This window comes from Stenotrophomonas sp. SKA14 (genome assembly GCF_000158575.1).
Taxonomy (GTDB): Bacteria; Pseudomonadota; Gammaproteobacteria; order Xanthomonadales; family Xanthomonadaceae; genus Stenotrophomonas; species Stenotrophomonas forensis.
On the sequence record NZ_DS999412.1, the window covers coordinates 3,808,516 to 3,823,162 of the forward strand.

Below are 14,647 nucleotides of genomic sequence, written 5' to 3' on the forward strand. Positions count from 1 at the left end.
GCCGCCTCCCGACAACAGGTAACAACGCCGCATGACCGAACTTGCCCGCCCCGTGTTCCACGGATTCGAACAACTGCCGCTGCGCGAGTACGCCGAGCGCGCCTACCTCGACTACTCGATGTACGTGGTCCTGGACCGCGCCCTGCCGTTCATCGGCGACGGCCTGAAGCCGGTGCAGCGCCGCATCATCTATTCGATGAGCGAGCTGGGCCTGAATGCCGCGTCCAAGCCGAAGAAGTCCGCGCGCACCGTCGGTGACGTCATCGGTAAATACCACCCGCATGGCGACAGCGCCTGCTACGAGGCACTGGTTCTGATGGCCCAGCCCTTCTCGTACCGCTACCCGCTGATCGAGGGCCAGGGCAACTTCGGCTCCAGCGACGACCCGAAGTCGTTCGCGGCGATGCGTTACACCGAATCCAAGCTGACCCCGATCGCCGAAGTGCTGCTGGGCGAACTGGGCCAGGGCACCACCGACTGGGCGCCGAACTTCGACGGCACCCTGCAGGAACCGACCTGGATGCCGGCGCGGCTGCCGCACCTGCTGCTCAACGGCACCACCGGCATCGCCGTGGGCATGGCCACCGACGTGCCACCGCACAATCTCAACGAGATCGTCAGCGCGCTGCTGCACCTGCTGGACAACCCCGAGGCCAGCGTGCGCGACCTGTGCGAGCACGTGCAGGGCCCGGACTACCCGTCCAGCGCCGAGATCATCACCGCGGCCAGCGATCTGCGGAACATGTACGAGACCGGCAACGGCAGCGTGCGTGCACGTGCGACCTTCACCAAGGAAGCCAACAACATCGTGGTCACAGCGCTGCCGTTCCAGGTGTCGCCGTCGAAGGTGATCGAGCAGATCGCCGCGCAGATGCGCGCCAAGAAGCTGCCGTGGCTGGAGGACATCCGCGATGAGTCCGACCACGCCAACCCGGTGCGCGTGGTGCTGGTGCCGCGCTCCAACCGCGTCGACGCCGAGCAGCTGATGGGCCACCTGTTCGCGACCACGGACATGGAGCGCAGCTACCGCGTCAACCTCAACGTGATCGGGCTGGACGGCCGCCCTCAGGTGAAGAACCTGAAGATGCTGCTCAGCGAATGGCTGACCTTCCGCAGCAATACCGTCACCCGCCGCCTGCAGCACCGCCTGCAGAAGGTCGAGCGCCGCCTGCACCTGTTGGAAGGCCTGCTGGTCGCCTTCCTCAACCTGGACGAGGTGATCCACATCATCCGTACCGAGGACGAACCGAAGGCAGCGCTGATCGCGCGCTTCGGCCTGTCCGACGACCAGGCCGAGTACATCCTGGAAACCAAGCTGAAGCAGCTGGCCCGCCTGGAAGAGATGAAGATCCGCGGCGAGCAGGACGAGCTGGCCAAGGAGCGCGAGAAGATCCTCGGCATCCTCGACAGCAAGGCCAAGCTGAAGAAGCTGATCCGCGACGAACTGACCGCCGACGCCAAGAAGTTCGGCGACGCACGCCGTTCGCCGCTGGTGCAGCGCCAGGCCGCGCAGGCCATCGACGAGACCGAGCTGGTGCCGAGCGAGCCGATGACCGTCGTGCTGTCGGAGAAGGGCTGGATCCGTGCCGCCAAGGGCCACGACGTCGATGCGTCCGCCCTGTCCTACCGCGATGGCGACGCCCTGCAGGGCGCGGTGCGCGCGCGCAGTACCCAGCAGGTCGCGTTCCTTGACAGCGAGGGCCGCGCCTACTCGACGCCGGTGCATACCCTGCCTTCGGCGCGCGGCAACGGTGAACCGCTGACCGGCCGCTTCTCGCCGGCGCCGGGCACCAGCTTCGTCACCCTGGCCAGTGCCGAACCGGAGACGCGCTTCGTGCTGGCCTCCAGCCATGGCTACGGCTTCGTCACCCGCTTCGAGAACCTGATCGGCCGCAACAAGGCCGGCAAGGCGATGCTGAACCTGTCGGCCGGCTCGTCGGTGCTGATCCCTTCGGTGGTTGCCAACGTCGCCACTGATCGCATCGTGGCGGTGACCAGCTCGGGCAACCTGCTGGCGATCGCCGCCAATGACCTGCCGGAACTGGACAAGGGCAAGGGCAACAAGATCATCGAGATCCCCAAGGCCAAGCTCGCCACCGAACGCGTGGTCGCCATCGTGGCGATCAGCCCTGGGCAGACCCTGCAGGTGCGCAGCGGCCAGCGCACCATGGGCCTGAAGTTCAACGAGCTGGATGCCTACCTCGGCGCCCGCGCCACCCGCGGCCACCTGCTGCCGCGTGGCTGGCAGAAGGTAGAAGGCCTGTCGGTGGAGTGACCGGTAGTGCCGGCCGCTGGCCGGCAACTGCTGAATGTTGCTCGGTTCCAACGTTGCCGGCCAGCGGCCGGCACTACCGGAATCCAGGGACGTCAGACACGAAAAAGCCGGGGCATGCCCCGGCTTTTTCGTTGTCGGCTGGCGGGCGGTGGAGCAGCTGGCGGGCGAAGGCTGGCTGGCGATGCTCCGGTGCTGGCGGGCGACAGAACGCTGTGCTTCTTCTGGTAGAGCCGACCGCTGGCCGGCTGCTTCTGGCTCCTGGTAGAGCCGACCGCTGGTCGGCTGCTTTTTGAAGAGCAGCCGACCAGCGGTCGGCTCTACCGGGGCGGCGGCGCCGGCTCAGTGCGCCGGGGCGCCGTTGCCGTCGATCTTGCTCAGCTGGTACAGCTCCAGGCCGATGCGCTTGATCAGGCCCAGCTGCTGCTCCAACCACCAGGCATGGTCTTCCTCGGTGTCCTTCAGCTGCGCCAGCAGCATGTCGCGGCTCACGTAGTCACCCTTCTCTTCGCACAGCTTCATGCCAGCGGCGAGATTGTTCCGAACCGCGTATTCAGTATCCAGATCCTTCTGCAGCATCTCCTCCACGGTCTTGCCCGGCTCGGTGGCATGCGGGCGCATGTCCGGGTCGCCGCCCAGGAACAGGATGCGGCGCAGCAGCGCGTCGGCGTGCTGGGTCTCTTCTTCCATCTCGTGGTTCAGGCGTTCGTACAACGCGAACAGGCCCTGGTCCTCGTAGCGGCGGGAATGGATGAAGTACTGGTCGCGGGCAGCAAGTTCGCCGCGCAGCAGTTCCTTCAGGCAGGCGATGACGTCCGGGTTGCCTTTCATGGGGGGCTCCTGTGAATCGATGCGGCATAGGGTGACGCATTTCCGGCGACGGTGATCTAATCGGAATCAGTCGCAGTTGCGCCTGCGGCTACAATCGACCCTCGAGCGTGGAAAGGACGTGCGATGCGACGTACATGGCGTTGGGTGCTGGGCGTATTGATCGCCATCGTGCTGGTCACCGTTCTGGTGCTGTGGCTGCTGCTGCGCGGCAGCCTGGCCGACCTGGACGGCGAGCATGCGCTGCCGGGCCTGGCCAAGCCGGTCACCGTCGAGCGCGACGCGCTGGGCGTGGTCACCATCACCGCCGGCAGCCAGGCCGACGCGATGCGTGCGCTGGGCCGCGTGCATGCGCAGGAACGCTATTTCGAGATGGACCTGATGCGGCGCAGTGCCGCTGGCGAGCTGTCAGCGCTGTTCGGGCCGAAGGCCATCGACGCCGACAAGCGCATGCGCGTGCACCGCCTGCGCGCGCATACCGAGGCGAACATGCAGGCCGCGCTGGGCAGTAACAGCGAGGCCGTGGGCGCCTACGTGGCCGGCGTCAATGAGGGACTGGCCGCACTCCCGGTACGGCCATGGGCGTACCTGCTGCTGCGGCAGGCGCCGCAGCCCTGGCAGGCCAGCGACAGCGTGCTCACCGGGCTGGCCATGTACGCCGACCTGCAGGACCCGGGCAACCAGACCGAACTGGCGCTGAGCCGCATCCGCGCGGTCGTGCCGCCGGCGCTGTACGCCCTGCTCGCCCACGATGGCAGCGAATGGGATGCGCCCCTGTTCGGCGAACCGACCGGCAATGCCGTGCTGCCCGACGCCAGCCAGCTTGATCTGCGCACATTGCAGGGAAAGCCGGGCACCCGGCAGGAAGAGGCCGATGCGGTCGGCAGCAACAACTTCGCCGTATCCGGTGCACTGACCGCCGACGGCCGCGCCATCGTCGCCGATGACATGCACCTGGGCCTGCGCGCACCGGGGCTGTGGTTCCGCGTGCGCCTGCGCTACCCCGACCCGCAGGCCGCGGGCGGCCAGGTCGATGTCACCGGTTTCTCGTTGCCCGGCCTGCCGGCGGTGATCGTCGGCAGCAACGGGCACGTTGCCTGGGGCTTCACCAACAGCTACATCGACACGGCGGACTACCGCACTGAACCGGCCAACGCGGCGGTCACCGTGCATGACGAGCGCATCGCGGTGGCGGGCCAGGCCGACGTGCTGTTCCCGGTGCGCGAAACCGCCTGGGGACCGATCCTGCACACGCATGCCGATGGCAGCAGCGATGCCCTGCGCTGGGTCGCACACCTGCCGGGTGCGGTGCGCCTGGACTTTGGTGACCTGGCCCGTGCCGGCGATCTGGACGGTGCCCTGCACTTCGCCGACCAGGCCGGCATCCCGGCACAGAACCTGGTGATCGGCGACCGCAGCGGACGCATCGCCTGGCGCCTGATCGGCGCCCGTCCCGACCGCGGTCCCGGCTGTGCACCGGCCGGCTTCAATGCCGCCAGCAACCAGGACTGTGCGCCTTGGCCGATCCGCAGCGATGCGGCACCGGCACTGATCGACCCACCCAGCCATCGCCTGTGGACCGCCAACGGCCGCGTCCTCGACGGCGAGGCATTGGCCAGCGTCGGCCATGGTGGTTATGACCTCGGTGCACGTGCGCGGCAGATCCGCGACCTGCTGGCCATCCAGGAGCGCTTCGACGAGCACGACCTGCTGGCAATCCAGCTCGACGACCGCGCGGTGTTCCTGCAACGCTGGTGGGCACTGCTGCACGACGTCATCGAACGCAGTGACGATCCTGCGTTGAAGCGGTTGGGAGAGGTCAGCCATCAATGGGGCGGCCGCGCCTCGGTCAGCTCGGTCAGCTACCGGGTGGTGCGCGAGTTCCGCTCGCAGGTGATGCAGACGCTGTCCGATGCGCTACTGGCCCCGGCCAACGCTCGGCTGGGAGAGGACTACCTGGATCCGCGGCTGGCGCAGCTGGAAGGCGTCGCCTGGCCGATGCTGCAGCAGCGCCCGGCCAACCTGCTGCCCCCCGCCTTCGACAGCTGGGACGCACTGCTGGTCGATGCGGCACGGCGTACCGAGGCCGAACTGTCCAAACAGGGCCCGCTGGCCCAGCGCAGCTGGGGCGAACGCAACACCGCGGCGATCTGCCATCCGATCGCACGCGCGCTGCCGGACTTCGCAAAGCGCTGGCTGTGCATGCCGGCCGATCGCCTGCCCGGCGACCGCGACATGCCGCGCGTGCAGACGCCGAATTTCGGCGCCTCCGAGCGGATGGTGGTCTCGCCCGGCCACGAGGCCGACGGCATCGTGCACATGCCCGGCGGCCAGAGCGGCCATCCGCTGTCCCCCTATTGGGGTGCCGGCCACGAAGACTGGGTGCATGGCCGCCCGACCCCGTTCCTGCCGGGCAAGGCCCAGCATGTGATGACGCTGGTGCCTGCACGGTAATGCCGGCCAGCGGCCGGCACTGCCTCCGGCGCTAGGCCAGTGCCTGTTCGTGTACGCCGGCAATCGCACGCCCGGACGGATCGGCCGCTGCCGCGAAGCTGGCATCCCATGCAATCGCGGCCGGCGACGAACAGGCGATGGACTTGCCGCCCGGTACGGTTTCGGCGGCCGCACGGCTGGGGAAGAACTGCTCAAACAGGTGGCGGTAGTAGTACGCCTCCTTGGTCTGCGGCGGGTTGTGCGCGAAGCGCTTGTCCGCGGCCGCCAGCACACGGTCGCTCACCTGTGCTTCGGCATGCGCCTTCAGCCCGTCGATCCAGCCGTAGCCGACGCCATCGCTGAACTGTTCCTTCTGCCGCCACAGGATGCTGTCCGGCAGGTAGCCGTCGAACGCCTCGCGCAGCACCGCCTTCTCGATGCGACGGCCACCGAACCCGGCACCGACCATCTTGTGCGCGGCGTCGAAACGCATCGCCACGTCGAGGAATTCGCGATCCAGGAACGGCACGCGCGGCTCCACGCCCCAGGCCATCATCGACTTGTTGGCGCGCAGGCAGTCGTAGTTGTGCAGGGCATCGAGCTTGCGCACAAGTTCATCGTGGAATTCGCGCGCATCCGGCGCCTTGTGGAAGTACAGGTAGCCACCGAAGATCTCGTCGCTGCCTTCGCCGGACAGCACCATCTTCACCCCCATCGCCTTGATCCGCCGCGCCAGCAGGAACATCGGCGTCGATGCGCGGATGGTGGTGACGTCATAGGTCTCGATGTGGCGGATCACTTCCGGCAGTGCATCCAGCCCCTCCTCGAAGGTGTATTCGAAACCGTGGTGCACGGTGCCCAGCGCTTCGGCGGCAACCGCAGCAGCGGCTAGGTCGGGCGAGCCCTTCAGGCCGATCGCAAACGAGTGCAGGCGCGGCCACCAGGCTTCGGTCTGCCCACCGTCCTCGATGCGACGGCGTGCGTAGCGTGCGGCCACGGCGGCGACCAGCGAGGAATCGAGGCCACCGGACAACAGCACGCCGTACGGCACGTCACTCATCAGCTGGCGTTCGACCGCATGCTCGAAGGCCTGGCGAAGCTCGGCCAGGTCGGCCTGGCGGCCCTGCACATCCGCGTACTCGCGCCACGGCTGCTGGTAGTAGCGCACCAGTTCGCCACGGGCGCTGTCGAAATAGTGCCCCGGCGGGAACTGCGCGACGTCGGCACAGGTGTCCACCAGCGCCTTCATTTCCGAGGCCACGCGCAGGCGACCCTGCGCATCATGGCCCCAGTACAGCGGCACCACGCCGACCGGGTCACGCGCCACCAGCACGCGTCCGTTGTCGCGGTCCCACAGCGCGAAGGCAAAGATACCGTTGAGCTGCTCCAGCCACTGCGCCGGCGATCCGCCCTGACGGTACAGCGCGTTGATCACTTCACAGTCCGAGCCGGTCTGGAAGTCATAGGCGGTGGTCAGCGCGGCCTTCAGCTGCTGGTGGTTGTAGATCTCGCCGTTCACCGCCAGGGCCAGCTGGCCGTCGGCCGACAGCAACGGCTGCGAGCCGCCGGCCGGATCGACGATGGCCAGCCGCTCGTGGACCAGCAGTGCGCCTTCGTCGAGGTACACGCCGCTCCAGTCCGGGCCGCGGTGGCGCTGGCGCTGCGACAGTTCCAGCGCGTGGCGGCGCAGGGAAGGAAGATCGTCACCGGCCTGCAGGCCGAAGATTCCGAAGATCGAACACATGGCGGAGCTCCTGTTGGGGGATTTCACGGGTGGGAAGGTGTTCGACCGGCCATCCAGGCCCGGGTCGGGCTGCGCCCGGGCACAAAAAAACCCGCATCGGCCGATGCGGGTTTTCTGGTGTCCGGGCGTATGTTGCTGTCTATCTACCCAGGGCGCAGTCCCGCATCGGCCGCGCACGATTATTCGCGCGCAGATTATTGCGGTTGTTGTTGTTGACGGCGGTGGCCAGGCGGATTGACATGCCATCGACCCTACCCCGGTTTCCGGCACGGTGCAACAGTTGCGTCGGCAACCAGCCGGACCGCCTGGCGGCGCATAATGGCCCGCCCTGAAATGTGTAACTGGAATGCAACACCGCAATGGACGCACCGGGGCGCTGGCCGCCCTGCTCTGCCTGGGCCTGGGCCTGGCCGCATGCCAGACCGTGCCCCCGCCCTCGCCCCTGCCGCCAGCCCAGCTGCAAAGCCTGGAGCAACGCGGCACCGACGGCAGCTTCGACGGTGCCTGGGACACCGCGCAGACCTTCGAGCGCTTCAACGATCCGCGTGCGATCACGTACTACCAGCGCGCCGCAGCGATCACGCCCTGGAACTTCCACAACACCAAGGCGGAAGAAGCACTGGGCCGGATCTGGACGTCCGGCACGCTGCGGCATGCCGACAGCCCCCATATCGATCCTGCACCGGTTCTGCGTGCGTCGTGGCGACGTGGCGAACGCGCCTACCTGGCAGCGGCCAACCACGGTAATCCCTACGCGTTCCATGAACTCGCCACTGCCTATCGCGCGCGCAGCGACGCGCAGCTGGCATTGCGCTGGGACCTGCGCGCGATGATCTACCACCGCTATCCAAGCCGTTCCTCACGACTGCCGGACGCGGTGGCCGCGCAGGCCGGTACCGTGCACCCGTTGGTGGCCCGCATCCAGCGACGCGCCGAGCACGGCGATGCCGAAGCGCAGGTCGACCTGGGCGCGCTGCTGGAAAGAGGCGTGGGCCTGCCGCGCGATCCGGCGCGTGCCCTGCAGCTGTACCAGCGCGCCGGTGAGCAGGGCAATGTGTTCGGCCAGTACTTCGCTGGGCTGTTGCTGGGGCGCGCTGCGCCGGGAGTGGAGAAGGACACGGAAGCAGCGACGCGCTGGTTCGCCAGGGCCGAGGCGCAGCACTTCTACATGGCCGCGCCGGACTATTGGAAAAAAGCGGTGGAGCCGCCGTTCTTCATTTTCTCGGAGTAGTAGAAAGCAGCCTCAGCCGGAAGCGTGCCGACCAAAGGTCGGCACCCACCCTCCTCACACCAGCAGCCGTTCCACCAGCCGCTGGTACAACCCCGGCAGTGCTTCCAGCTCGTCCACGCGCACGTTCTCGTCCACCTGGTGGATGCTGGCGTTGACCGGCCCCACTTCGATGCACTGCGCACCCAGCCGTGCGATGAAGCGCGCGTCGGAGGTGCCACCGCCCGTGCTTTCCTCCGGCGCACGACCGATGTGTTCGGCCAGCACGGCACGCGCAGTGGCGCGCAAGGTACCTTCCGGGGTGTAGAACGGCTCGCCGCTGCGATGCCACTTCAGCGTGTACTGCAGGCCATGCCGGTCGAGCAGTGCGGCGATCTCCGCCTCCAGCTTCGGCGCGTCCCAGTGCGGGTTGTAGCGGATGTTGAAATCCACCTCCAGCTCACCGGGAATCACGTTATTGGCGCCCGTGCCGGCATGGATGTTGGAGATCTGCAGGCTGGTCGGCGGGAAGCTTTCGTAGCCCTCGTCCCAACGCCGCGCACTCAGTTCGGCCAGTGCCGGCGCGGCCTGGTGGATGGGATTGCGCGCCTTTTCCGGATACGCCACATGCCCCTGCACGCCCTGCACGCGCAGCTTGGCCGACAGGCTGCCGCGACGGCCGACCCGCAACAAGTCACCCAGCGTCGCCGTCGACGACGGCTCTCCGGTGATGCACCAGTCGATGCGCTGGCCACGCTCGGCGAACAGGCGTGCCACATGGCGCACGCCATCGATCGCATCCCCTTCTTCGTCGCTGGTCAACAGCACCGCCAGCGTGCCGGGATGATCGGGATGCGCGGCCACGAACTGCTCGGCGGCGACCACGAACGCAGCCACGCTGCCCTTCATGTCGGCCGTGCCACGGCCATACAGCACGCCGTCACGGATCGTCGGCATGAACGGGTCGCTCGCCCATGCCTCGCGGGGACCGGGCGGCACCACGTCGGTGTGTCCCAGCAGCACCAGCACCGGCGCGCCGTGGCCGTGGGTCGCCCACAGGTTGTCGACCTCGCCCAGGCGCAGGTGATCGCAGTGGAACCCGGCCTGCTTCAGGCGTGCCGCCAGCAACGCCTGGCAGCCGGCATCGTCCGGCGTCACCGAGGGGCGTGCGATCAGCTCGCAGGTCAGGTCGAGGACGGCACTCATGCGCCGCCCACGCCGAAGCGTGCCTTGAAGCCGTTGTCACTGAAGCCCTGGCTGACCGTACCGTCGGCGGTCACCACCACCGGGCGCTTGATCAGCTGCGGGTACTCACGCAGCAGCAGCTTCCATTCGGCATCGGACTCGGCCGCCTTGCGGTTGTCCGGCAGCTGCCGCCAGGTGGTGGAGGACTTGTTCACCATCGCCGCCAGGCCGCCCAGCTGCGCGGCCCATTCCAGCAGGGTTTCCGGGCTGGGCTTGTTGTCGCGGTAGTCGACGAAGGTGTACGGCACGCCGAAGCGGTCCAGCCACTTGGTCGCCTTCTTGCAGGTATCGCAGTTCTTCAAACCGTAGACAGTGGTGCTCATGGCCATCTGTGATGCTGGAAAACAGAGGGCCAGAATCTCACAACAGACGCTCGGACACGACCCGGAACGGCACCGCCGGCAGCCGCAACGCCAGCGCCTCGGCCAGGTTCACGCCCATTGCCTGCAGGTGCGGACAGTGCGCTCCGCCCTCCAGCTGCAGCGGTTGCAGCTGGGTGATATCCACCGGTAGATCGATGCGGGTGCTGGCCCAGCGCCCATCGCAGGTACGTGCGATGGCCTCGTCCTGGCAGGTCAGGAATCGCAGCAGGTCCGGATGTTCGCCGAAGGCCGCCGCCCAGCCGGCATCGTCCCATCCCGCAGCGGTGCGCCACTGCAGATGCAGCGCCGGCGCACTCCCCTGCCCGCCTTCGATCCGGGTCTGCCCGCCGCCATCGGCGCGTACCTGGTGTTCGAAACGCGTGGACAGATGCGGCTGCATCGCATCGCTGAACGCGCGTGCACCGGCTACGAAGGCCAGCTGGTCCATCACGTTGCGGTCGAACAGCACCACCGGCGTCCCGTCCGGATCATCGTCCCGGCGCAGGTACCAGCGCCAGTTGCTCTGGCGTGGCGAGGGCATCAGCGCGCGCAGCGGGCCGGCCAGCGCGGGGCCGAAGTGCCCGTGACGGTAGCTGAGGATGGTGTACGGCGTACGCCCTTCACGCACGACGTAGTGATGGCCCGGCGGCGGCGGCGGTGCATGGCGCGCATCGACCCACCAGCTCACATACACCACGTCGCGCACATCGCTGACCAGCGCCGGCAGCGGCCAGCGCCGCGACAGCGCACGCCGCAGCCGGGTCCAGCGCGGGGCATGCAGCAGGCGCGGCAGCATCCGCCCGAACAGGGTGTCGGACGGATGCCGGTAGATCGCGGACTGCGCCAGGTCTTCCGGCGCCGTCACCTTCAGTCGGCCAAGCCGCGCAGCAGGTCGTTCACGCTGGTCTTGCTGCGGGTCTTGGCATCGACCTGCTTGACGATCACCGCGCAGTACAGCGAGTGGGTGCCGTCCTTGCTCGGCAGCGAACCGGACACCACCACGCTGTACGGCGGGATGTAGCCGTAGCTGATCTCGCCGGTGGCGCGGTTGTAGATGCGCGTGCTCTGGCTGAGGAACACGCCCATGCCAATCACGCTGTGGTGGCCGACCACCACGCCTTCCACCACTTCCGAACGCGCACCGATGAAGCAGTGGTCCTCGATGATGGTCGGGCTGGCCTGCAGCGGTTCCAGCACCCCGCCGATGCCGGCGCCGCCGGACAGGTGGCAGTGCTGGCCGATCTGCGCGCAGGAGCCGACGGTGGCCCAGGTATCGACCATGGTGCCTTCGCCGACATAGGCACCGATGTTGGTGAAGCTCGGCATCAGCACCACGTCCTTGCCGAAGTACGTACCGCGGCGGGCGATCGCGCCCGGCACCACGCGCACGCCGCCACGGCGGAACTTCGCTTCGTCATAACCGGCGAAACGCGATTCGACCTTGTCCCAGAACGGTGCCGGGCGCGCATCGACCACCGCCATGTCGTTGACGCGGAAGTACAGAAGCACCGCCTTCTTCAGCCACTCGTTGACCTTCCAGCCACCGTGGCCGTCCGGCTCGGCAACCCGGAACTCGCCGCTTTCCAGGCCGTCGATCACCCGGTTCACCAGTGGCTTGGTCGAGCCTTCCAGCTCGTGCAGGGTCAGCGTGGCGCGGCGCTCGAAGGCGCTCTCGATGCCGAACTTCAGCTCTTCCACGCCCGGCGCGGCCGGCTTGCGCAGCGACTTGCGGGCAATGGTTTCGGCGCGTGCGGCTTCGGCGCTCTTGGTCGGCGCCTTCTTCGGTGCAGCCACCTTCTTTGCCGGAGCCTTCACCGCAGCGGCCTTCTTCGGCGCAGCGGCCTTCTTCGCGGCCGGCGCGGCGGCAGGTTTCTTGGCCGCAGCGGCCTTCGGGGTCGCGGCGGTTTTCTTGGCGGTCTTGGTGGCCATCAGGCGGGGTCTCCGGCGTTTCGATCAGGGTCCAGGCAGGCCAGCATCGCGTCATGCAGCTGCTGCCGGGCAGGTTCAGTCAGGGGGAGGTCGTGTTCGTCACTGATCACGAAAGTGTCTTCGGCGCGTTCGCCGAATGTGGCAATGCGCGCGTCATGCACGCGCAGGCCCTGGTTGCGCAGCACGAACGCCACGTCGGCCAGCAGGCCGGGACGGTCGGGGGCGACCAGGGCAAAACGGGTCGCGCCGGGCTCATCGCGGAACTCGATGCGCGGGGCAAAGCGGAAATGGCGCAGCTGACGTGGCACCACCCGGCGCGAAGGCCGCAGGCGGGTCAGGTCACCGCCGAGCGCCTCGCGCAGCGCAGCCTCCAGGTTGGCGCTGCTGCCATCGGCGAAGGTATCGGCCGGGTTCACCTCGAAAGTATCGAAGATGGTATCGGCAGGGCCATCCAGCACGCGTGCGCGGTGGATGCCATAGCCCTTGCGGTCCAGGGTCATCACGATGGCGGCGAACAGGCCGTCGCGGTCCGGCGAATGCACGAACACTTCCAGCGCCGGGTCGTCGACGCTGATCCGGCGCACCTTCACCAGTGCCTGGCCCTGCTTCACCGGCACCAGCGCGGCCGCCTGCCAGGCCAGCTGCTCCGGCCGCAGCCGGATGAAACCTTCGTCGGGCATCACCGCGAACTGGCGGTCGATGGTGGCATCGTCGTAGCCCTGCTCGCGCACCAGCGCGCGCACGCTGTCACGCGCCTCGGCCACGCGCTCGGCCGCCGGCACCGGATGTTCCAGCCCTTCGCGCAGCGCGCGCCGGGTGGCGAAATAGAGATCGGCCAGCAGGCGGTCCTTCCACGCGTTCCACAGCTTCGGGCTGGTGCCGGCGATGTCGGCACAGGTCAGCAGGTACAGGTAGTCGAGGCGGTCGCGGCTGCCGACCAGGGTGGCGAAGCGATGGATCACCACCGGATCGGCGATGTCCTGCTTCTGCGCCGTCACCGACATGCGCAGGTGCTGCTCGACCAGCCATGCCACCAGCTCGGTATCGGTGCCACTCAGCGCATGCGCCTGGCAGAACGCGCGCGCGTCCACCGCACCCAGCTCCGAATGGTCGCCGCCACGGCCCTTGGCGATGTCATGGAACAGGCCGGCCAGCAGCAGCAGTTCCGGCTTGCGCAGGCGTGGCCACACTTCGTGCGCGATCGAGAATCGCTCGTCGGCACGGCTGCTGGCGAACTGGCCGATGTTGCGCAGGACCATCAGCGTGTGCTGGTCGACGGTGTAGACATGGAACAGATCGAACTGCATGCGCCCACTGACCTGGGCGAACGCGGGAATCCACTGCCCGAGCACGCCCAGTCGCGCCATGCGCGAAAGCGTGTCGACCGGGCGCTGGCCACGCAGCAACGCCAGGAACTGCTCGCGTGCATCGGCGTCGGCCACGTCGTAGGCCGGCAGCACGGGCAGCGCTTCGGCCAGCGCGCGCGCGGTCAGCGAATGCAGGCCGCGCACCTGCGGGTTGTTGGCCCAGCTGGAAAACAGTGCGAACACCTGGCCGATGTCGCCGCGCGGCCAGTCGGCCTCGTTTGCGGCCAGGTAGCCACGGCGCAGGGAAAAGCCCACGGTCAGCGGTTCCGGCTGGGCCTCGCCATCGAACTGTTCCTCGAAGCGCTGCAGCAGGCGGTCGCTGATCCGGCGCACCACCAGCGCGGCGCGGTAGAAGCCCTGCATCATTTTTTCGACACCGAGGTTCTCGGCATCGTCTTCGAAGCCCAGGCGCGCGGCCAGGGTCTTCTGGTAATCAAAGCGCAGGCGCTCTTCCGGGCGGCGCGCGACCAGGTGCAGGCCAAAGCGCAACCGCGCCAGCACGGCACGTTCGCGCTTCAACGCCGCGGCTTCGTCGGCGCCCAGATGGCCGAGCCCAACCAGGGCCTCCAGGTCGCGCACGCCGAAGGCACGCAACGCCATCCAGCCCAGCGTGTTGAGATCGCGCAGGCCGCCGGGGCCATCCTTCAGGTCCGGCTCCAGGTTGTCGGCGGTATCGCCGAAGCGCTGGTGGCGGTTGCGCAGTTCTTCCAGCTTGGCCAGGAAGAACGTACGCGCCGACCACAGCTCGCGGTCGTCGATGGCCTCGCGCAGGGCGCGGCGCGCGGCATCATCGGCCAGGATCGGACGCGCCTCGATCAGCGCGGTCAGCACGGTCTGGTCAGCTGCCGCCTCGCGGCACTGCGATGCCGAACGCACCGCATGGCTGACGGCCAATCCGCAGTCCCACAGCAGCGCGAACAGGCGCGCCAGTGCGGGCTCGCGGGCCAGCTGTGCCGGCGGATCGCCGAACACCAGCAGGTCGATGTCCGAACGCGGGAACAGTTCGCCGCGGCCGTAGCCGCCCACCGCAAACAGTGACAGGCCACTGTCGGCCGGCACGCAGCGCTGCCAGGCCAGGCGGATCAGATGGTCGGCAGCGCGCGCGCGCAGCGCCAGCAGGCGTTCGATGTTGTCGCCCTGGTCGAAGCGGCGGTACAGGCGCGCGTCGGCCTGCTGCAGCGCCTGGCGCGCGGCAGCAGCCCAGTCCGGGTCGTTGAGCGACGCGGCCGGCGTGTCCAGCAGCGAACTCGCCGGCAGCAT

At 68.2% G+C, this 14,647-nt stretch carries 10 protein-coding genes; 3 read left to right on the top strand and 7 right to left on the bottom strand.

The window, feature by feature from the left end; all coding sequences use genetic code 11:
* The first annotated feature begins 31 nt into the window (after positions 1–31).
* Positions 32–2,275: a DNA topoisomerase IV subunit A gene (parC, locus tag SSKA14_RS17240; RefSeq protein ID WP_006427619.1), complete on the top strand. Its 2,244-nt coding sequence runs from the start codon at positions 32–34 to the stop codon at positions 2,273–2,275.
* 339 nt (positions 2,276–2,614) lie between these two features.
* Here parC and bfr read toward each other — a convergent pair whose 3' ends face one another.
* The gene (gene bfr, locus SSKA14_RS17245) at positions 2,615–3,103 is read right to left on the bottom strand and encodes a bacterioferritin (protein ID WP_004151115.1); all 489 of its coding nucleotides are present in this window, start codon (positions 3,101–3,103) and stop codon (positions 2,615–2,617) included.
* A 123-nt stretch (positions 3,104–3,226) separates the two neighbouring features.
* On the opposite strand from bfr, the gene SSKA14_RS17250 reads away from it, so the two are divergent.
* Positions 3,227–5,554, top strand: a complete 2,328-nt coding sequence (locus SSKA14_RS17250; RefSeq protein WP_040008282.1) for a penicillin acylase family protein — start codon at positions 3,227–3,229, stop codon at positions 5,552–5,554.
* A 31-nt stretch (positions 5,555–5,585) separates the two neighbouring features.
* On the opposite strand, the gene asnB is transcribed toward SSKA14_RS17250, so the two are convergent.
* Positions 5,586–7,277: an asparagine synthase B gene (gene asnB / locus SSKA14_RS17255; protein WP_008268785.1), complete on the bottom strand. Its 1,692-nt coding sequence runs from the start codon at positions 7,275–7,277 to the stop codon at positions 5,586–5,588.
* A 346-nt stretch (positions 7,278–7,623) separates the two neighbouring features.
* Here asnB and SSKA14_RS17260 point away from each other — a divergent pair, with 346 nt between their 5' ends.
* Positions 7,624–8,508, top strand: coding sequence for a tetratricopeptide repeat protein (locus SSKA14_RS17260; RefSeq protein ID WP_008267312.1), 885 nt, complete (start codon positions 7,624–7,626; stop codon positions 8,506–8,508).
* Between the two features lie 54 nt (positions 8,509–8,562).
* Here the strand turns inward: SSKA14_RS17260 and dapE are convergent, their stop codons facing one another.
* Genes dapE through SSKA14_RS17285 form a run of 5 tightly spaced genes read right to left on the bottom strand, consistent with a single transcriptional unit; the run spans position 8,563 to position 14,647 of the window.
* A complete protein-coding gene (gene dapE, locus SSKA14_RS17265) occupies positions 8,563–9,690 on the bottom strand; it encodes a succinyl-diaminopimelate desuccinylase (RefSeq protein WP_008265383.1) in 1,128 nt (375 codons plus the stop codon).
* Entirely contained in the window at positions 9,687–10,058 is a 372-nt protein-coding gene (locus SSKA14_RS17270) for an arsenate reductase (RefSeq protein ID WP_008266886.1), read from the bottom strand. Before SSKA14_RS17270 ends, dapE begins: the two co-directional genes overlap by 4 nt.
* A gap of 31 nt (positions 10,059–10,089) precedes the next feature.
* Positions 10,090–10,956, bottom strand: a complete 867-nt coding sequence (locus SSKA14_RS17275; RefSeq protein ID WP_008266512.1) for a hypothetical protein — start codon at positions 10,954–10,956, stop codon at positions 10,090–10,092.
* A gap of 2 nt (positions 10,957–10,958) precedes the next feature.
* Entirely contained in the window at positions 10,959–12,020 is a 1,062-nt protein-coding gene (dapD, locus tag SSKA14_RS17280; RefSeq protein WP_008268818.1) for a 2,3,4,5-tetrahydropyridine-2,6-dicarboxylate N-succinyltransferase, read from the bottom strand.
* Positions 12,020–14,647 (bottom strand): [protein-PII] uridylyltransferase, encoded by a 2,628-nt coding sequence (locus SSKA14_RS17285; protein ID WP_008264521.1) that lies wholly within the window; start codon positions 14,645–14,647, stop codon positions 12,020–12,022. Before SSKA14_RS17285 ends, dapD begins: the two co-directional genes overlap by 1 nt.